General features: G+C 58.9%; 27 protein-coding genes. 21 read left to right on the forward strand and 6 right to left on the reverse strand.

Annotated elements, in window-relative coordinates; all coding sequences use genetic code 11:
• Positions 1 to 27: 27 nt before the first annotated feature.
• Complete coding sequence (locus FAZ98_RS21775) at positions 28 to 828, forward strand: transglutaminase family protein (RefSeq protein ID WP_158953696.1); 801 nt, start codon at positions 28 to 30, stop codon at positions 826 to 828.
• 88 nt (positions 829 to 916) lie between these two features.
• The gene (locus FAZ98_RS21780; RefSeq protein ID WP_158953698.1) at positions 917 to 1798 is read left to right on the forward strand and encodes a proteasome-type protease; all 882 of its coding nucleotides are present in this window, start codon (positions 917 to 919) and stop codon (positions 1796 to 1798) included.
• A gap of 357 nt (positions 1799 to 2155) precedes the next feature.
• Here the strand turns inward: FAZ98_RS21780 and FAZ98_RS21785 are convergent, their stop codons facing one another.
• Positions 2156 to 2344: a hypothetical protein gene (locus FAZ98_RS21785; RefSeq protein WP_158953699.1), complete on the reverse strand. Its 189-nt coding sequence runs from the start codon at positions 2342 to 2344 to the stop codon at positions 2156 to 2158.
• Between the two features lie 244 nt (positions 2345 to 2588).
• On the opposite strand from FAZ98_RS21785, the gene FAZ98_RS21790 reads away from it, so the two are divergent.
• On the forward strand, positions 2589 to 3275 hold the full coding sequence (locus FAZ98_RS21790; protein ID WP_158953701.1) for a DUF4102 domain-containing protein: 687 nt from the start codon (positions 2589 to 2591) through the stop codon (positions 3273 to 3275).
• A gap of 251 nt (positions 3276 to 3526) precedes the next feature.
• Entirely contained in the window at positions 3527 to 3823 is a 297-nt protein-coding gene (locus FAZ98_RS36190) for a tyrosine-type recombinase/integrase (protein ID WP_158953703.1), read from the forward strand.
• On the opposite strand, the gene FAZ98_RS21800 is transcribed toward FAZ98_RS36190, so the two are convergent.
• The gene (locus tag FAZ98_RS21800; protein ID WP_158953705.1) at positions 3747 to 4529 is read right to left on the reverse strand and encodes a hypothetical protein; all 783 of its coding nucleotides are present in this window, start codon (positions 4527 to 4529) and stop codon (positions 3747 to 3749) included. The two genes, FAZ98_RS36190 and FAZ98_RS21800, sit on opposite strands and share 77 nt — an antisense overlap.
• A 446-nt stretch (positions 4530 to 4975) precedes the next feature.
• On the opposite strand from FAZ98_RS21800, the gene FAZ98_RS21805 reads away from it, so the two are divergent.
• The 4 genes from FAZ98_RS21805 to FAZ98_RS21820 are packed head-to-tail and all read left to right on the forward strand — an operon-like array spanning position 4976 to position 7610.
• Complete coding sequence (locus FAZ98_RS21805; RefSeq protein ID WP_158953707.1) at positions 4976 to 5863, forward strand: hypothetical protein; 888 nt, start codon at positions 4976 to 4978, stop codon at positions 5861 to 5863.
• Between the two features lie 57 nt (positions 5864 to 5920).
• Positions 5921 to 6097, forward strand: a complete 177-nt coding sequence (locus FAZ98_RS21810; protein WP_158953709.1) for a hypothetical protein — start codon at positions 5921 to 5923, stop codon at positions 6095 to 6097.
• A complete protein-coding gene (locus tag FAZ98_RS21815; protein WP_158953711.1) occupies positions 6094 to 6375 on the forward strand; it encodes a hypothetical protein in 282 nt (93 codons plus the stop codon). Before FAZ98_RS21810 ends, FAZ98_RS21815 begins: the two co-directional genes overlap by 4 nt.
• A 2-nt stretch (positions 6376 to 6377) precedes the next feature.
• Positions 6378 to 7610, forward strand: a complete 1233-nt coding sequence (locus tag FAZ98_RS21820; RefSeq protein ID WP_158953713.1) for a phage head spike fiber domain-containing protein — start codon at positions 6378 to 6380, stop codon at positions 7608 to 7610.
• Between the two features lie 10 nt (positions 7611 to 7620).
• Here the strand turns inward: FAZ98_RS21820 and FAZ98_RS21825 are convergent, their stop codons facing one another.
• The gene (locus FAZ98_RS21825; RefSeq protein ID WP_158953715.1) at positions 7621 to 8862 is read right to left on the reverse strand and encodes a YadA family autotransporter adhesin; all 1242 of its coding nucleotides are present in this window, start codon (positions 8860 to 8862) and stop codon (positions 7621 to 7623) included.
• Between the two features lie 219 nt (positions 8863 to 9081).
• Between FAZ98_RS21825 and FAZ98_RS21830 the strand changes: the two genes are divergently transcribed.
• On the forward strand, positions 9082 to 9357 hold the full coding sequence (locus FAZ98_RS21830) for a hypothetical protein (protein ID WP_158953717.1): 276 nt from the start codon (positions 9082 to 9084) through the stop codon (positions 9355 to 9357).
• A 56-nt stretch (positions 9358 to 9413) separates the two neighbouring features.
• On the opposite strand, the gene FAZ98_RS21835 is transcribed toward FAZ98_RS21830, so the two are convergent.
• Both FAZ98_RS21835 and FAZ98_RS21840 read right to left on the reverse strand, forming a co-directional pair.
• On the reverse strand, positions 9414 to 10718 hold the full coding sequence (locus FAZ98_RS21835; RefSeq protein ID WP_158953719.1) for a S8 family serine peptidase: 1305 nt from the start codon (positions 10716 to 10718) through the stop codon (positions 9414 to 9416).
• Positions 10719 to 10864: 146 nt separating this feature from the next.
• Positions 10865 to 11332, reverse strand: coding sequence for a hypothetical protein (locus FAZ98_RS21840; protein ID WP_158953721.1), 468 nt, complete (start codon positions 11330 to 11332; stop codon positions 10865 to 10867).
• Here FAZ98_RS21840 and FAZ98_RS21845 point away from each other — a divergent pair.
• The 5 genes from FAZ98_RS21845 (at position 11286) to FAZ98_RS36070 (ending at position 13248) form a co-directional block, all read left to right on the forward strand.
• Positions 11286 to 11714: a hypothetical protein gene (locus tag FAZ98_RS21845; protein WP_158953723.1), complete on the forward strand. Its 429-nt coding sequence runs from the start codon at positions 11286 to 11288 to the stop codon at positions 11712 to 11714. The two genes, FAZ98_RS21840 and FAZ98_RS21845, sit on opposite strands and share 47 nt — an antisense overlap.
• Positions 11711 to 11914: a hypothetical protein gene (locus FAZ98_RS21850; RefSeq protein ID WP_158953725.1), complete on the forward strand. Its 204-nt coding sequence runs from the start codon at positions 11711 to 11713 to the stop codon at positions 11912 to 11914. The genes FAZ98_RS21845 and FAZ98_RS21850 overlap by 4 nt, the downstream gene beginning before the upstream one ends.
• Before the next feature lie 67 nt (positions 11915 to 11981).
• Positions 11982 to 12239 carry a hypothetical protein gene (locus tag FAZ98_RS21855; protein ID WP_158953727.1) on the forward strand — a complete coding sequence of 86 codons (258 nt, stop codon included), beginning with the start codon at positions 11982 to 11984 and terminating at the stop codon, positions 12237 to 12239.
• 216 nt (positions 12240 to 12455) lie between these two features.
• The gene (locus tag FAZ98_RS21860) at positions 12456 to 12914 is read left to right on the forward strand and encodes a BPSL0067 family protein (RefSeq protein WP_158953729.1); all 459 of its coding nucleotides are present in this window, start codon (positions 12456 to 12458) and stop codon (positions 12912 to 12914) included.
• Positions 12901 to 13248, forward strand: coding sequence for an STY0301 family protein (locus FAZ98_RS36070; protein ID WP_325072535.1), 348 nt, complete (start codon positions 12901 to 12903; stop codon positions 13246 to 13248). The genes FAZ98_RS21860 and FAZ98_RS36070 overlap by 14 nt, the downstream gene beginning before the upstream one ends.
• Positions 13249 to 13317: 69 nt before the next feature.
• Here FAZ98_RS36070 and FAZ98_RS21865 read toward each other — a convergent pair whose 3' ends face one another.
• Positions 13318 to 13725, reverse strand: a complete 408-nt coding sequence (locus FAZ98_RS21865; protein WP_158953730.1) for a hypothetical protein — start codon at positions 13723 to 13725, stop codon at positions 13318 to 13320.
• A gap of 248 nt (positions 13726 to 13973) precedes the next feature.
• Between FAZ98_RS21865 and FAZ98_RS21870 the strand changes: the two genes are divergently transcribed.
• The 7 genes from FAZ98_RS21870 to FAZ98_RS21900 all read left to right on the forward strand — a co-directional run bounded on the left by FAZ98_RS21870 (position 13974) and on the right by FAZ98_RS21900 (position 17711).
• The gene (locus FAZ98_RS21870; protein WP_158953732.1) at positions 13974 to 14378 is read left to right on the forward strand and encodes a transcriptional regulator; all 405 of its coding nucleotides are present in this window, start codon (positions 13974 to 13976) and stop codon (positions 14376 to 14378) included.
• Between the two features lie 169 nt (positions 14379 to 14547).
• Positions 14548 to 14985 (forward strand): type VI secretion system baseplate subunit TssF, encoded by a 438-nt coding sequence (locus FAZ98_RS21875; RefSeq protein ID WP_158953734.1) that lies wholly within the window; start codon positions 14548 to 14550, stop codon positions 14983 to 14985.
• Positions 14933 to 15724, forward strand: coding sequence for a hypothetical protein (locus tag FAZ98_RS21880; protein WP_158953736.1), 792 nt, complete (start codon positions 14933 to 14935; stop codon positions 15722 to 15724). The genes FAZ98_RS21875 and FAZ98_RS21880 overlap by 53 nt, the downstream gene beginning before the upstream one ends.
• Before the next feature lie 4 nt (positions 15725 to 15728).
• Positions 15729 to 15977, forward strand: coding sequence for a PAAR domain-containing protein (locus tag FAZ98_RS21885; protein WP_158953738.1), 249 nt, complete (start codon positions 15729 to 15731; stop codon positions 15975 to 15977).
• A 56-nt stretch (positions 15978 to 16033) separates the two neighbouring features.
• Entirely contained in the window at positions 16034 to 16282 is a 249-nt protein-coding gene (locus tag FAZ98_RS21890) for a hypothetical protein (protein WP_158953740.1), read from the forward strand.
• A 65-nt stretch (positions 16283 to 16347) separates the two neighbouring features.
• Positions 16348 to 17406: a type VI secretion system baseplate subunit TssG gene (tssG, locus tag FAZ98_RS21895; RefSeq protein WP_158953742.1), complete on the forward strand. Its 1059-nt coding sequence runs from the start codon at positions 16348 to 16350 to the stop codon at positions 17404 to 17406.
• Positions 17403 to 17711 carry a hypothetical protein gene (locus FAZ98_RS21900; protein WP_158953744.1) on the forward strand — a complete coding sequence of 103 codons (309 nt, stop codon included), beginning with the start codon at positions 17403 to 17405 and terminating at the stop codon, positions 17709 to 17711. The genes tssG and FAZ98_RS21900 overlap by 4 nt, the downstream gene beginning before the upstream one ends.
• Positions 17712 to 18158: the final 447 nt, after the last annotated feature.

Consider the following 18158-nt stretch of genomic DNA (forward strand, 5'->3'; position numbering starts at 1 on the left):
TTTTCGTCTTGATGGAGGTTAGTGGTCATGCAACTCGCGATCCGGCACGACACCGTGTACCGCTACGAAGCGCCGGTGCATTATTCGATCCAGCAGTTACGGCTTTCGCCGCTCACGACGCCCGCGCAGATCGTCACGCAATGGCATGTGGATGCGCCGGGCAAACTCGACGCGACCCGCGACGCCTACGGCAATACGCTGATGACGCTGGTGCTCACGCGTCCGCACACGGAGGTCCGCTTGCGCGTGCGCGGCGAAGTGGAAACCGTGCCGCTGCCCGACGGCCGTTTGCCCGAAGGCGAGGGTCCGGTGCCGATGCAGCATTTCACGTCGCCCACGCGCCTGACCGAGGCCGACGCGGCGCTCGCCGAGTTCGCGCACGGCCTCGCGCCGCTCGACGACGCGGCTTCGGTGCTCGATGCAGCGGCACGCGTGGCGGAGCGCGTGCGCTATGAAGCGGGCGCGACGGACGTCACCTCGAGCGCCGCCGAGGCGTTCGCGCTTGGCCGCGGCGTATGCCAGGACCACGCGCACGTGATGCTGGCGGTGTGCCGCGCGCGGGGCGTGCCGGCGCGCTACGTGAGCGGCTACCTCGATCCCGGCGAGGCGCCGGAAATGGCAAGCCACGCGTGGGTCGACGTGTGGCTCGACAACGGCTGGGTCACTGTCGACGTCACGCACGCCTGTTTCGCCAGCGAAAAATATTGCCGGCTCGCCGTGGGGCGCGACTACGAAGCCGCCGCGCCCGTGCGCGGTCGCCGCGTGGGTGGCGTGAGCGAATCGCTCGACGTGAGCGTGCGCGTCAGCGCGCAGCAGTCGCAACAATAGTTTTCTCGTTATCACGAAGACCGCGCGCGGTGTTTCTCATGCGAAACGCGCTGCGGCACGAAGGTGCCCGAAGGGGCAGGGGGAGCGCATGACGTATTGTGTGGCGATGGCAGTCGAGCAAGGGCTCGTGTTTCTTTCCGATACGCGCACGAATGCGGGCGTCGATCACATCAGCACTTCGCGCAAGATGGCCGTGTTCGAGGAGCCGGGCGAGCGCGTGATCGTGCTGCTGGTCGCGGGCAATCTGGCGATCACGCAAGCGACGCTGCAAGTGCTCACCGAGCCCCACGACGCGGCCCGCACCACGCTCTGGAACGCGCCGACGATGGTCGAAGCCGCGCGCGTGGTGGGCGAGGCGGTGCGCGAAGTGCATCGGCGCGACGCGGAGGCGCTCAAGCGTTTCAACGTCGACTTCAACTGCAGCTTCATTCTCGGCGGCCAGATCGGCGCGCTGCCGATGCGGCTGTTCCAGATTTACGCGGCAGGCAATTTCATCGAGACGTCGAGCGTCAACCCGTACTTCCAGATCGGCGAATCGAAATACGGCAAGCCGATCATCGACCGCGTGCTGACGCCGCGCACGCCGCTCGACGAGGCCGCGAAATGCGCACTGATCTCGATGGATTCCACACTGCGTTCGAATCTTTCGGTGGGACTACCGCTCGATCTGCTCGTATACGAAGCGGATTCGTTGCGCGTGACGCGCTATGCGTCGCTCGACGAAACCAACGCGTACTTCGAGATGATTCATTCGACTTGGGGCGAACGGTTGCGTCAGGTGTTCAGCGAGATTCCCGACCCGCTCTGGACCGACGAGGGCAATGTCCCGCGCCACGAGCGCGCCGCGTTGCCGACCGCGCCGCGTGCCGCGCACGACGGTCAGCCGTCGGAACCGCGCCCCGCGCAGACGCTTGCGCAGTCGCTGCCTGGCGCCGCCGCGAACGTCCCGCGCATGCCGCGCGACGGTTGAGACTCGCGCGGGCCAAGCCACGATTCTTCTCATGATTGACCGCCGAAACCGGCGGGCGGCGGTGCTCACGGGCGGCGCAAATTGCTGCAAGCGCGAACCGAGCGATCAAGTCCCCGTCCGATCAAGGACTTGGCGCAATCTCCAGGCGGTTATCCCCATAGTTATCCAGCGAAACTGTGGACAACTTTTCTGCGCAAAAGGGGTGCATTTTGTGTGGCGCGCGCGTGCTTGATGTTTCTTATCAAGGACTTAGCTGCGCTGTCCCCGGGTTGCTCACAGGGCTATGCCCAAAATCTGTGGACAAAGCGGTTTGCAGGTTCGAGCGGCCGGCGCCGGCCGCTCTTATCGCTATCCCGATTAGTGGAACATCGCGTACGCCGCAGCTAGCACCACGGCAATTGCGCTGATCTCGAGCCCGAAGCGGATGCGCTGCGAACGCCGCCGAAAGGCGACGCGCGTGTCGGCGCCGCGAATGAACAGCACCGCGATGCTGCCACAAACGAAGACGATCGGCGGGAGGATTCTGAGGACGAAAGCAACAGGCATAAGACTGAGGGTTTGAACGACAGGATGCGCGACATCGTATTGAGAGGCTCGGCATGGTGCTATCGAAGGAATGCGAAAGCGGCGTGCGGTGAGGTAGGCGAGGGGACTTTATCGTTTGGCGTCAGGCAGTTGGGGGTGATGTTCAGAGGTTGCTCACAGGGCTGTGAACAAAAACTGTGGACAATAATTCGACGCAGCGCACAAGGCCCACAAACATTGATTCTGTTTAGTTTCAACAAGTTAGTTGCTGACACAAGGGTTTCGCTTCTCCGTAGAATCGAAACGCCGCAGACGTTTTGTGGGGAATATTGTGGGGGAAAATCGTTCTCAAACCATCAGCGAGTCGCAGTTACTGAAGCTGACCATCGCTGACAATGACCGCACGGTGCGTGACGGCTCGGGCCTTTCGGGCAAGGTACATGCCGGTGCGAAAGGGCGGATCAGTGTGCATTTCCGGTATCGCTACCGGTTCGACGGCAAGTCGCGAGAAATGCCGTTGGGTGCGTGGCCGCGTGACTCGCTTGAATCCATACGGGTGCGATTTGATGAAACGAAGCTGCGCGTCGAGCGCGGGGGCGATCCGGCGGGTCAGAAAAAAATCGTCTCTCAAAAGCTCGTGCTGGAGCAGGCCGAGATCGTTCGGCGGGAGCAGCAGCAGGCAGAACATGAGCGTCAGCAGGCAGAGCAGACGCTGACTCTCCAGGCCATGTTCGATGAATGGCTTCCCGAAGCAATGGCGGAGAATACAGCAGACCACGCACGGGCCGTGCGCCGTTTGCTCGAACTGCACCTTTTGCCTCAGACAGGTCAGCTTCGGGTCAGTGATGTGAAGCCGGAACATATCCGGCAGGCGGTGGTCACGCTCATTTCAGCAGGGAAGATATCGACGGCGATTTCGCTGCACATTTATGCAGGCGCGATTTTCTCGTGAGCAGGAAAACGTCGCCCCTGGCGATTCCTGTTCGACATCAGCCCGGTTGAGTCTGTCAGTCTCGACCGGCTGCTACCAGATGGATATCAGGACTGGTCGGACCGTGTCCTTGCTGACGATGAAATTGTTGAACTGCGCAACCGCTTCCAGCTTCTGCGGCATGCCTTCGAATTCCGCGATGGGTCGCGCGGGGGACTTGCCACGCAATCCGTCGCGAAGAGGAACTCGCCCTGTGGATCACGCTTGCGACCATGGTGCGGATCAACGAAATCTGTGCGGTACGCTGGCGCGAGCACATCAATTTTGCGAAAGCGACCTGGTTCATCCCGCCCGAGCGAGCAAAGAACAAGAAAGGCCATACTGTTCACCTGTCCGCATTCTCGATGAAGCTGTTACGGGAGCTGCACACCGTTACAGGACGCACGCCGTTTTTGCTTCCGCATCCACACGATTCCACGAAGCCGTACAGCGTTACGCAAGGACATGCTGGCCGAAACGAACGATGGCGATACGGTGACGGCGGCGAACGCGGCGGAAGGCACCCCTAAAGGACTCTGGAGCCGCCTGAATGACCAGGTGAAGTCGATCATCGACCGATATCCCGTACTGCGCCAGCTCGCGGCCCGACAGTAGCCCGAAGTGACGGATGACATCGATCGACTCGTCCAGTCCCCACATGATGCTGCCGATCATCGGCTTGTCGGGGTCGGGGTTAAGCCAGTCCCGGTTGGTTTCCGGCAACGCGAAATGCTCCAGCGCGGCCATGACGTTCTTCGTGATGTAGCCGGGGAGGGTGGCGCTCATCATGAGCCGGTACTTCGTCATGCGGTCGCGGATCAGGTCGAACGTGCCTTTTCCGGCAGCAGGCGAATCGGGAGACCAGAAGTAGTCGAACGGGCTGATATTACGGACCGTCAGCATCGCCTCGTAGTCCTGCTTTGGCTTCATGCCAGACCATTTGAAGGTCGGGCGTATTTCCGGCGTCGGGCCGGTCATGACCGCGTAGGGATAGAGCGCGAAATTGGTCAGGAACTGCAGCAGCTCGTCGCGGTACGACGCCTCGATGAGCTGATCCTCGATGACCTTCTGCATGCCCTTCGCGGCCTGCTGCGCCACGTCCTGTTCGGCGGCGAGCTGCTGGGCCTTGAGCTGGCGCACCATGTCAATGACACCATCGGGGCCAGGCGGATTGAGCATGGCACCCTGCGACAGCATCTGCTTTTTCACCTGCTGCACCACCTGCGCCTTGCCCATTGGCGACAGCTAGGGAATCGGTGTCGGACTGATGATGAACGGCGCATCTGCACTGTCAAGCAGCAGGTCGCGCATCCAGGTCACCAGCACATCGGTCTTGTGCTTGGTAATCGACACGTCCAGATCGATGCCGGACGCCTGCACCAGCTCCGCATCGCAGGGATCAAGAATCGAGTGGTACTGGCGGTAGGAGTTCTGCAGTGCCTGCTCAACGGAGAGGAGCCAATGCGCTGAACGGCTCGCCAGTGACGTGCGCGGCGATACCGGTCACGAACCAGACTGGCGACCGGATCAAGGATCGAACTCTGCGGTGCAGGCTGATCATTCGCGTACTGCGAGGTGGCGTCCATGCGCGGCTTCTCGCATTGCCTGCCTGCGTTGTCAAGTGTCAGCGCTCCAGGAACGCGCTAAGATTCGGACCACAAACACAATTCGGGGCGAAGTGAATGCGAAAAGAGCTTTTAGATTTGTTACTATCTCCAACGAATTTGTTGGGCGCAGCGACCGTCTCTGTGCTTGTTACAGCAACGGTAAATTATTTTTTTAAGCGTCGAGAGAATCGACACAAAGCGGCGTTGGACTACGAGTATGAGCAAAAGAAGGCAAGCAGGGAACTGATCGCTCGATACAAAGGCCGTATCCTTCGAGAAGCAGTCCAGATGACGGGCCGACAACGAAATCTGTATTCGAATTGGAAAAACGGGTGGATGTCAAAAACGCCGTCCGTTGGCGGAGATGGATACTATTTTACGAGTACGGTGTATCGATTTCTTAGCCTGTACACGCTCTTGCACGAAGCAGATTCAGAAGCGATCTTGCTTGATACGGATATCGCGCAAAAGACTGACTACGCTTTCCTGAAGTACCTTACGGTAATGCGTTGGGTAATGACCGACGTAAATTTGTTCGACGGCCTGCAATACGATTCGTCAAAATCAAGCGATCATTTTTTTTCAGACGATCTTCGGGTCTGCACAAAGCCGTGCTGGTTGGAGGGCAAAGTAGTTACCTACGACAAGTTTCGTGCTGAACAGTTCGTAGCAGTCTCGACGCTGCCGATTCTTGATTTCTTCGATGGCTTACAAAAGAGCGAGAATCGCTACAGATGGGATAGGCTAGTCGCACTTCATCTAATACTGGCAGCATATATAAACAAGTTCGGCTATGACTTGCAACATGCTACGAATAAAGACATTCGAGGGATTGCAGAGCAAGTGCAGCACCGCGTGATTCTTGAGAATTTGATCGCCGGGCTTGAACGCCATCGTTTGTCCAGAGATAGCACGATCAAGAATCTTATACGCGAAATGCGGAAGGTAATTAACGGACCGTAAACGATTGACTTGGCCGGGACCCGGTGGTATGTGACGCCCATACTGCCGGAGGTAGCCATGCGTATCCTTCTTCTTTTATGGGGCATATCTGCAGGCGGCTGTACGCTCGTCACCATCGAGGGCAACGACAACATGGTAAGCGACACGGGCGGGCATGGCGGCGTCGTACTCGCTCCGCAGCCCCGCCAGCAGGGCGTGGCCTTGCCACTGCACCGGCTGGATGACCAGCCATGAACCTGCCCCGCGAGCGCTACCCCGCGACTGACCACGACCCAAACGCAAGTCTCATCCGCATGGTCAAGGCGGTGCCGGACGACACACAGGACCAGCCGTTCTACTCACGCTGGATCTACCTCCCGAAGGCATGCACGGTAGTGGCGGAACTCACCGGGCCGGATGGCGCACCGCAGGACGTGCAGAGCTATCCGCTCGGTCCCGATGCAAGCTGGCACCCCTTGCGCGTGCGGCGGCTCATGACGGCCACCACAGGCGATGTCTATATCGCGGACTGACCATGTACCGGGTCCAGTCGCGGCCTCTCTGGCAAAACGCGGGCGGCGGCCCGTCGCTCGTACTCGACTTCATCGCCAATCCCGTCGTACCTGCCGGTTGGACCTTCAGCCGTGCATCGACGGCGACATGGTTCGACGCCCAGCGCGTGATGCGGACGGCGGCACTGAATGTCGCACGCTTCGATCACGATCCTGCCACTGGCGCAGCGCTGGGGTTGCGACTGGAAAGCGCCATGGCCAATCTCATACCGAACTCGGCCGCCGTGGGCGGCGCGGGGTGGCGCAGCATCAGTACGCTCGTGACATTGAATGCCCTCGAAGCTCCCGATACGTCGATCACTGCGTCCGTGCTCGCAGCCAAACTGGCTGGAACCACCGCTTTTGTACACACGCCCATCATTGCGATCGGCGCGAACAATACCTACGCCGTTTCGACATGGATGCAGAAGGGAAGCGCGGAACGCTCGGTCGTGCGTGTCTACGATGGCTCCGTGCAGACCAAGATCGCGGAAGTCTTTCTTGCATGGTCCGGTTCTGTCCCGAGCATATCGAACACCACGGGCGTTAAGGGACCCGCCACCATTACCCCTTCATTCGCTGGCGGCTACCGCCTGACGTTCAGCTTTAACTCGGCCCTGAGCACCACGTGTGCGCTGCTCCTTTATCCCGACGCCGACAACGGGGTGGAATCGACTGGCTTCTGCGATCCGCAACTGGAAACGGGTAGTTTCCCATCCAGCTACTTCGAGACAACGGGCGCCGCAGGTACGCGCACTGCCGACTTCATGACGACAAGTGACTTGTCGTGGCTCGATCCGCAGAACGGCACGCTCGTGTTCGGCGGTACATTCTTCTCGGTGGCGGACGGGGGCATGTTCGCATTCAGCCTGGACGACAATGCGAACAACGGCATCGGCATCTACAAGATCAACGGCAGTGGCGCGCTCGCGGCATACTCGGGCAGTAGCGGCAGCACACCGCTGGGTTTGATCGTGTCGGACGGTCAGCGCTTCAAGGCGGGCATCGCGTGGAGCGGAGCGGGCGCGTCGGCCAGCGCTTCAGCCAACGGCAACAAGTCACTTGCTGTCGCCGGTGCTCAGGCGGTAAAGCCCGCTGAATTGTGCCTCGGTGGCGCACGCAACCACCAGTTTGCATCGAACGTGCTGGTGCGCTCGCTCACTTACTGGTCGCGCCGTCTGGACGACGCGGAGCTGGCGGGGGCGACCACACTTTAGAAGGCTAGACCTACCAGCGATACCCAGCCTGTACGCGATATGCTACTGATCCGCCACTATTCACCGCCGTTGAGATCCCCGCTCCCACATTGAGGTTGGTCGTAGGCTGATAAGCCGCTGCGACACCCAATGCCTGCGCGCTACCATAGCCCCCCATCGAAGCGCCGACCCATTTCTCGCCCTGATTCAGCACGGGAATAGACGGAATGGCAAGCGCCGCTGCGACACCACGATCCGTATATCGCTCCGACTGATGGAGGCTGTTCGCCACCGCGCCATTGAGCTGATTGACGTTCACCGCATCGGTGCCCTGAGTGCCGGGTGCCACGTTGGTGATTTGACGCTCGCTGCCTGCCGCACCGACCGAAACGGTGCTATCGCGGTCTGCCACAGAGCCAGCACCTAACGCCACGGCGTTCGCCGATGACGCATTGGATTCTGCGCCTAGCGCGGTGGACTGCTTTCCAGAGGCCAATGCACTCGCCCCTGCGGCCACTGCATGCGTGCCACTCGCGCTTGAGGCTTCCGTCATCGCGTCTCCTTGCGCGGAGAACATCGGATCAGACGAAGCCGCGCCAACGATCTGCGCCGCAGCGACGGGTTGATACTGCGTTGCGTTGACCAGATAACCCGTATAGGGACTGGCCACGGCCGCCATCATCTGGCCAAAATTTACGGCATCGGTGTCATTGACGCCAGCAGCGACGTTGGTAATGCGACGCGACAACTTGTTCGCTGATGAGCCCACCGATACAACAGACGCAAGGCCTCCGTCGTCGCTGCCGGTGCCGATGGCAACAGAATTCATTCCGCTGCTAATTGCATTGAAGCCGATTGCAATGGATGAGGATCCTCTAGCCGACGCAGAACCACCAACAGCGACGGAATTAGAGGCGGTTGCTGACGCAAGTGCACCTATTGCCGTGCTTTGCATGCCAGATGCCAGAGAATATCCACCTAGCGCGACAGAGAACGCCGACGAAGCAGTTGAATAGTTGCCTGCGGCCAGACTAGTTTGGAAAGCCTTAGAAGCCGGACCGAGAGCAACTGAACCTTGCGTAGCGTTTGCGCCGTTCCCAAAGGCAGCGGACAAACCGCTCGCACTGGCACTGTTGCCGCAAGCAGTATCCACGTAGTTATTAAGATATAAGCCCGGGTCACACATATCCAGTTCCAGTGCTTGTGCGGTCGCGCAAAAAGCCGACGTCGTTGCCATACACGCCGTCGCGATTTTTTTGGATAGTTGATTCATATAGGATCTCTAAATATATTAATAATTCCTATATTTTTAAGCGACGCCGAAAATTAAACTATACGAAAAATCTTAAAGTATTCGCCTTCTGTCCAGCCGCAAACTTGAACACCTCGCGCCGTCTGGACGACGCGGAGCTGGCGGGGGCGACCGTCATCACCTGATTTCGGGATACTGGCGCTGCTATCGTGTCGCTACCAATCACTCAAGGAGCGTGCCATGCAGACAGAGCTGTATCCCGGTCATTCGACCGACGAGCTGGCTTTTGAACTCGCCAGCGTTTTCCGTCCCACCGACGCTCGGTACGATTTCTACTTCTGGAAAGAACCGCTCTACCAGGAAGCTCTGCGCGAGCTGCACGCCAATGGGTCAAACCTTGGGATTTTCACGCTGATGTACAGTGCCGCGACGCGACGGCTGGAACTCGCAAAGGAGGGGCACCTGACAGTCAGTGCAGGTACAAAAGGCGGGTTGCAGGTGCGTGAGCTGGTTTAGCGATATGCCGCGTCGCCCATGCAACGCGGAGCTGGCGGGCGTTGTACCCCTGAACGTTATTGCCGGTTTGCCCACGCAGGATCGGCAGCTGGTGTCGGGCCATCGAGCGCAGCCTTGATGTTCAGCACGGATGCCCCCGGTGCGGCCAGTCCCGCGCGCTGGCCGGTCAGTGGCTTGCCCGTCGCCTTCATGAGCTGGGCCAAAGCATCGACGCTAGGGTCGGGGCCGAACTTCTGGCGGAGGACTGCAAAAGCAGCCGCGACCTGCGGAGCTGCGAAGGACGTTCCCCTTACATAAAACGATCCCGCCCCAGCCCAAGGTGCCAGGACAAAATCTCCGGTCGTCCGGTTAGCCGTGCCAACTGGCGCGAACAGGGCGACTTTCTGCGAAATATTGGTGTAGTCGGTCGGCACAGTGGGATTGGTGATGCAGGTTGCGCCTACAACGATCACGTTTTTCCCGCATGTCCATGTCCCGGTTCCCCCGTTCATGGCGTCATTGCCTGCAACCATGACGACAGCGATGTGCATGGCCTTCAGCTTCCCGGCGATCTCGTCAATCCGCGCCCCTTCGCTGCCGGTCCCGCATGGCAACTCGCCCGCAATGGAACTGCCGTTTGCGGAAATGTTGACGGCTGCGATGTATAGGGGCCAACCGTCCATCCCGGTCGCCATTGAATATACATAGTTGAGCGCATCCACCACCGAATTGATAGGCCATCCGGCGTTGGCGATGGTGCCGGTGCCGCCACCGACCTTGAGTGTGAATACCTGGGCACCAGGTGCCACGCCCGTGTAAAACAATTGAGTGCCATCGGTTTCCAAACGCCCGGTCTGTTGCCCCACCATGACGCCCGCCGTCGCGGTGCCGTGGTAATGGTGGCAATACTGCGGTGTATCGGGATTGTTGCTATCCCGGCAGATGTTGTCGGGCGAGTCCGAAGGGCGCGATATGCCGCTGGTGTACGCGGACCAGTAGCCCGCTGACGGATCGCCTGGCAAAGGGCGACTTGTCCACGCCTGGGATTTACACAGGCTGCCCCACGTCGTGCCGGTTTTCTGCCCGAAACAGGCTTCCGCTATGACCTTCGATTTGCCCGCGGTAGTCTTGAATACCGGGTTGTCGGTGCGGAAAGCGCCATCGATATCGACCACGGTCCAGCCCGTTCCGTCGAACGTCTTCCCGTTGCGATCCGTGTACTTTCCGCTGGTCGAGCCACCGAGGTTATACGGAATGGTCGCTGTCGAGGGCCAGCCCACTGGATAGGCAGATACGCCGTTGCTCATGATTGCACCGGCTGCTGCCACGCAGGCAACGGCAAGTGACTTGTTGTACCGACTTTTCATCCCTGAAAATTGCATGGTTATCCTAATCTATGGATTTGAGACGACGCACACGCGCTGTCCCCGAATCAAGCGTAGGACCGGTCAAGGCGGGATTGCTACAAGATATGTCCGAAACTGCGAGAGCGTAATGCGCGAGTGCGAATGGCCCGCAGCTGTGATGTTCATACCACCCTGCGCTTCGCCACCTGCACCCTCGACCGTTCCACGACTTCCTCTTCGGAGCCGATGTGCGCAACGTGCAGGCACAGGTACTGGAACGCCTCGCAGACGTGCGAAGTCGGTCCCTTGACCGGCTCGTTCGCGTACTCCAGGCCGGTTGTGGCCGTTACGCGCAGCTTGCGGTGGACGTAGGAGCGCCCGAGTCCATCGAGCAGCATCGTGCATTTCGGATCGATCACGCAGCCGTGACGGCGGTTGAGCAACCGGGCCACCGCCGCCTTGCGCAGCGCGAAGCGGTTGCTCGATGCTGGGATGGCGCGGATCTGGTAGCGCTGCAGGAGCTGTACGGGTGTGAGGCCGGTTCTTGCATCACGAGGATTCGACGGGTCGCAGACCGCCAGCAGCGGCGTGCCGTGGGCGACGATGAAGATTGCGTATCGCGATGGGTGGGGACTGAGGGATGAGGACAAGGCAACGCTGCAGGCGCGGTTACGCCGGACGACATTCGCGGTGCGCGGCGAGGATGGCAGGCACCGTCTGGAGGAACAGTGCCGGCCGTGGAAGCCGCTGACCCGTGGCGAGATCACGGCTGAAAGCGTGCACCTTGATTACGAACACCTGCGCCGCTGGTGTAACGATCAGTGGTATTGGGTCGGCCTCGTGGTCGAACTGCTGGACGATGAGGTCGAGCCGGTGGATGACGTGTGCGATTCACTCTGGGGCATGGAGTCGGAGGACGACGACTACCTGCGCGAGACAGCACACGGGATGGCGGAAGGGCTGGCGCAGGGCTTGTTGCAGGAAGCTGGCGAGCGTCGCTACTGGAATGAACGGGACGTGGAGACGGTATGAGCATACGACTGGAGCAGCGCTGCATGCGCACGCAGAAACTGATCGACTACTTCAGGGGCAACGCTAACGAGTTAGCCATGCTCAAGGGGGTGTTGTGCGCGGGGCATGTGATGGAAGGCCAGGACGACGTGCGCTGGAAATATTTCATCGACTCGCTGCGCATCGCGGAACGAATGGATGAGAGCAACCGCGATGGCTAACGGCCATCCGTATCGCCGCGCCGTGCAGCGCCACGGTCGCGGCAGGGACTTCGAGAGGAACAGGGTCATGTACACGATGACGCTACGTGAGCAGGCAGACGTGCTCGCACGGATCACGCTAACGGCACCACCGGACACCAAGCGCAACGCGGCCATCGCCGCCGTGCGCGCAGGACATGCGACTGCCTTGCAGGTGATGGAAGTACGTCACTCGCTCCAGCGCTACGCCGAGCGTGGCAGGGGCATCGAGTGCAGCGAGGCGCGGCGCGCGCTTGAAGAGCAGGACGAGGGCGGTGGCGTGCGGTGGTATGAGACGGGACGCTAACACCATAAGCTGCTGTCTGAGTGCTGGTGTGAAAATTTCAGACTTACAGAGCAAGTCGCTGCGGGCGTCACGACGCGTAGTGGATCGTACCGTCTTTTGTGCTTGGCATTGACGCCGGACAGTAACAGTATGTTCTCGGAGCGTTAGGATAAAACGCATTCCTAAATTGAGCTTTGCAAACACTTCATTTTCTCCTCAAAATATTAGGAATCCTACATGCCATATGTAAGTTCGAATTACAGCAGCAATCCGAATGCTCGGCTGGGAACTTGGGTATGTACCCGGACTTCTCATCTTGGTCCATACGAGGTTGCACCTGTTGAGCATTCCCATTCTCCGGACTTCTGTGGACAATGCGTTTCGTATGTTGTACAAGTGTGCCCGACGCTGCCTGCTAGAACGATAGATTGGAAACGTGGTGCGCTCGTGAAGGGGAATGCTGCTATCGTGCCGGGGACCGTTATCGCGACCTTCGATGCACCAGAGGATACAACTAAAACGCCGGTCTATCGTGGTCACGCCGCAATCTACGTGCGTCAGACGGCGGCCGGCATTGAAGTTTATGACCAGTTTGTCAGCGGCGCAACGCCTTCGCCTGTTTCACTGCGGACTATCTATTGGAATGGAGGCTCCTATATTTCGAATAACGCGAATAATTTCTATGTGGTGGAATAGGTTCGCATCCGTAATTATCGGCGTCTTCTTAGGTTTCTGTAGTTTTGACGCTGCCATTGCCGGGCGGGTGTGCCCGGTCAAACGCGGAACAACATTACAGTACGTGACAGTATTCGATGGAGCACCTGAAGAGCTTGCTTCGCTTATTCCCGATCAAACGAGCAACCGCACAGGGCGCTGGGAAGTCGGATATGTTTATGATGCGGGACGGGAGGTAACGATTAGATGCCGATATCTGAATGGCGACGCGCAGGATATTCGGCTCACTGATCGCATAGGTGCATGCTTCTACGCCATCAGCCGGAAGCACGTGCTCGCGCTGAGTTGCAAATGAGATAGCGCAAGCGCGCTCGATCTGAGGCGACCCGTGCTCCCAGCACGCGGTCGCCTTTTTCTTTTCAAGTCACTTGTTCTTCCTTGTCGCAGTCATCCGGTCGATGCGCGCCTGCTGCCGCTGTGTGGGCGGGTCAGTCAGGCAGGGTTCAGTGTTCACGGCAATGCCGAATGCTTCCCACATATCCGGGGGCACCTTGCCCTGACGTCGCCCTATCATCCCGTGAATTTGCCGTGCGCGAAAAATCAGCGCATGGAGTTGCTGGATATCGTGCAGAAGGCGCAGGGCGGTGTGATTCGGTCTGGCGTCATAGATCGCCGCGAGCTGTGTCGCGGTCAGCGGGGCCGGGGGCGGGATTGGAGTGACGATCCACTCCTGTACCTCGGGCGCGTCGGTCAGGCAGGGAATGGCGTTCAGCTCGTTTTCGAAGGCCGTCCACACCGGTTCCGTTACCGACCCCAGGGGCGATCCGATCATCAGCCGTATCTGATGCGTCTGACGTGCGAGTGCCTGAAGCCGCGCAAGCTCATGCAGTAGCCGCAGCGTGTTCGTCGTCGGGCCGCCCCTGAGAATCGCAGCGAGTTCGAGGGCAGTGAGCGTAGGCGGGCGAGGCATGATCAGAATAAAAATACTGTATAAATATACAGTATCACAAAAATCATGGGGGCATGATTTTTCGGAGATGTCCGAAGGTAGTTTTCGCCTGAATGGGGGATGGTTGGCGGATGGACATCCAACCCCAAAAGGCAGCATTTGCCGAGCGTCTGCGGCTCGCCATGCAGTCCAGACCGGAACCCTTACGCGGGGCGACGGCGCTGGCGAGACTGCTTAACGATGGTCATGCAGCCGGCATGCCGATTAGCCCGCAAACCGCGCACAAATGGCTCTCAGGCCGAACCGTTCCGAAATCAGACACGTTTGGGTCTCTGGCCTGTCTGCTGGGAGTGGATGTGCTGTGGCTTCGCTACGGCCTGTCGGGTGACGGCGTCCTTGCGCGCTTCTCGCCACGTGCGGCCGAACGGGTCAGGAAGGTCGACAGGCTGAATCCCGTGGATCAGTGCCTTGTCGAGGTTCTGGTGTCACGTCTTGTTGACGCTGATCCTGGCGAAGATGAATCGCAACGCGCGTGACTCACCCCAAGACACGCCTGTCTGCAAAACATTCGTTCTCTGACCCAGCACAATGCCCGCCACGGTTGCAGCCAGCAAATGACTTGCTGCGCCACATAATGACTGCCTTGTAAAAGACAGAGTTCGGGTTAGTCGATTCGCATGCCTAAGTTATTTTGAAAAACGAGTAATGGACCCGGAACTTCCAGACTACTACTCGCGCGAACTGCAGTACATGAAGTCTCTGTTTGGCGAATTCGTACAGCAGCACCAGAAAGTCTCAGCCCGTCTGGGCGGGCTTCCTTCCGGTGAGGTTGGCGATCCCCACGTCGAGCGGCTGCTGCAGGGGGCTGCGTTCATCAACGCGGACGTGCAGATGCTCATCGATCGTGCGACCGACCCCTTTACGCTGCGCCAGTTGCAGTGCATTCACCCGAATTTCGTTGCGCCCCTGCCATCGATGGCCGTCGTGCAGTTTCATCCTGCAGACAGGACCGGTCAGGGTGCGGACGGCCTCACGCTGCCGAAGGGGACGCAGCTCCTGTCGCGGGCAGCAGAAGGGTATGGGAGCATGTATGGCTGCGGAGAGTGTTTTTTCCATGAGTACAAGGGGGTATGTTCAAGGTGACAACGCCCTAACTACTCTCTACGTAAATAACGGCAGCTATAAATTGCTCATGCGCGGCGATAGCGCGGATGCACGTATGCCAGGTGCTGCGCTTCTTGAAGGTGACCTGTCGAGTGCTGAGCAAAGCAAACTAGGCGAAGTCTATCTAGAGTCGAAGAAGTACGGCACATTTGTACCTGCGCCTCTCATCGATAGCTTCGTGACTTCCTTCTACAAAAGTGGAATTCCTGTTGTGAGGCTTGATGCAGCAGTGAGTATGTTGCCAAAAGACGGTGCTCTGCAAGTTACCGTTGTTTTCAAGAATAGTGGGCGTGAGGAAGTTTGTCTCAAGAATCCTGCAACTTGGGAAGGTACATATAATCCTATCGCTGAAAATTCATGGATTGTAGTTAGCGCTCAACGCATGGACAGTCCGCAAAAGGAATCCGTCAGAACGGATTTCTTTGGCGGCACAGCAATGACGAACGCTCATAGATACCCTGGTGAGAGTCTGTGCGTCCCGAGTATGCAGGAAAGAGAAACGACATTTCGACTGTTCCCACGGCAAAGAGTCTTGAAAGGGAAGTATTTGATCGGTGCATCAATTGTCGTAAGCGAGGTTTTCTCTCCAGCAGATTTTGCTGGGCCGCTGGAAATGAGCACAAGCAATCAGATGATTGAGTTCCCTCGCGACTATCCCTCAACGCCTGCGGAAATCAGAGCCTTCGCCGCCTATCTCAAGGCGCATCCGCAGGAGTGATGACATGGATTTCATCCGACTTGGCGATACCACAGACCACGGCGGTGCAGTCGTCACCGCGTCGAAAACGATGGACTACGAGAGTCGTCCTGTCGCCCGCAAGGGCGATCTGGTCGAGTGCCCTTTGCACCCTGAGATCAATCCAAATGTGATTCTTGAGGGCGATGACGACATCACCGACCACGGCATCCCGGTTGCCCGTCAGGGTCATCACGCCACCTGCGGTTGCAGTTTGATTTCGAGTATCAGATAGCTCCCAAGCAGACCGTGCAGACGGTCTGTAACCAAATTAAAAAGGAGTGCAGAGCAATGGACCTTGATGTATCTGAAGAACTCCGCAGGATGATCGAAACCAACAGTCCGAAGTTCGAGGCGCTTTACGGCTGCAGGCCGGACACGCTTATTTTTAGTCCGCTTGTTGCACAAGCGTTCTTTGACGGGAGCGAGATTCCCGTTCTGCTTCACGGGATGAAAATCGTCATCGGTCCAACGCCGACGATGATTCCGCAACTGGCGGTTCACAAGGACAACGCCGCGCGTCAGCGCAGCCTGCATTGAAAATCATAGGGTGTGATTTTTATGACAAACGGAACGTGTGGCTCAATCACGCTGGAAACAGACTCATGGATCGCCTAACGCCCTTACTTCCGCTGTCGCCGGCGCTGATTGACGATGTGACGGCCTTGCCCTGGCAGCATGGATTCCTTGCGCTCGTGCGCCGGATCAATGCGAACGTTGCCATTGATCCGGTTGGCCGCGCGTTGCTCGCGCGTACCGAAAATTTCCGCCTGGGACAGAAGCCCAGCCTGATTTTTGCTCCCAGCGAAGTTGCGCAGGCCCAGGTCAAAAACGGCAAACTGCACATCCGGCTCTATAGCCTGGGCATGCTGGGGCCGGACGGCCCGTTGCCGAGCCAGGTGACCGAGACCGCGCGTGAGCGCGAAGAACTGCGCAACGATCCCACACTGTCAAACTTCCTGGACCTGTTCCATCACCGGGCGTTTTCGCTCTTTTATCGGGCGTGGGCGTGGTCGCAGCCTACGGTGAGTCTCGACCGGGCGGACAACGACTATTTTTCTTCGTGGATTGCTGCGTTGCAGGGATACCCGCACAGGGCGTCTCAATCCTCGCTGCCGGATCACGCTCGCCTGTCGTTTACTCCCCGTCTGGTCAGGCAGGGGCGCAACCCCGATGGACTGCGCAGCGCTATCGCGCACTATTTCAGTGTACCGGTAGAGATTGTGGGGAACGTTCTGCAATGGACGCCCATCGAGCCGGACAACGTGGGCCGTCTGGGTGAGGAACGTCAGGGGGCGTGCATGGGCATGGGCGCACGCCTCGGGCAGATGGTGCCCATTCGTATGAACCATTTCCACATTGTGATCGGGCCGCTCGACATCGAGCCGTACCAGCGCCTGATGCCGCAGGGAGCGGATCTGCTCAAGTTGCGCGACCTCGTGCGCGCATTCGTTGGCGTCGAGTATGGCTGGGAACTGCAGTTGACGCTAAAGCATCAGGCTGCAACCCCGACGCTGTTAGGCGAGACGCAGAAGCTCGGCTGGACGAGCTGGCTGGGGGACTCCCCGCAGAGTCAGACGATCCACGGGATGTGCTTTAACCCCGAGGACTATGTGCCCCAGTTACGTCGCGATGCAGCGCGAAGAGTAGGGGAGCAGCAATGAACGAAATGCGTCTGGTACGGGAACTATCGGCGCAGATCTCGGAGATGATTCTGCCGTTTGTGCAGCAGCACGGCTACAGGCCGACCGTGGTGTTCGTGCCGCCAGCGATGGCGCATGACGTGTACTCGGAAATGCTGTGCGTGAAATTTGAGCCAGGCATGCCACCATCTACTGATGGGCTGTTCGACATGCTGGTGATGGCTAATGCGGGGGGCGCGGCCCCTGAGCTGGCGTCAATCGACCTTTACCCGCACTTTCAGCCAGCTCGTCTGCGTGCCGCGCCCGAAAACGACACCCTGCACTAGAAGGAGACTACCGATGAACGTCACGGAGCGGGAAGCGCTGAAGATGGCCGCAGCGGTCTTCGCGTCAATGGAGCCAGATGTGCGGTACTCGGCACGGGAGGTTTGCGAGGCGCAGCGGCCAGCGTCTCGACTGTCCAGTATCTGCTCAACCACGCCGCGATCCGGTTTCAGGTGCGTAGCCGGGTTGCGGGTAAGCGAAATCTGTACTGGATATCTTCGCTCGAGGCACGCAGTGCGCAGTGGCAGGTCCTCCCGAAGGGCGAACTGAAGTGGGAGGCATCCTGGCGTGAATTTCGTGCGCTGTGCGAAACGAGTCGGCATTGAACGGGCGGCGTGTGGGGAACACACCTTCCCCACACGTACATGCAGGCATCGCAGCATTTGCAGACACCCTGTTCAAGCTAATTCAAACACGTGAATTGTTGAAACGGCAGCGTGTTTGTCGCT

This window comes from Paraburkholderia acidisoli (genome assembly GCF_009789675.1).
GTDB classification, from domain to species: domain Bacteria; phylum Pseudomonadota; class Gammaproteobacteria; order Burkholderiales; family Burkholderiaceae; genus Paraburkholderia; species Paraburkholderia acidisoli.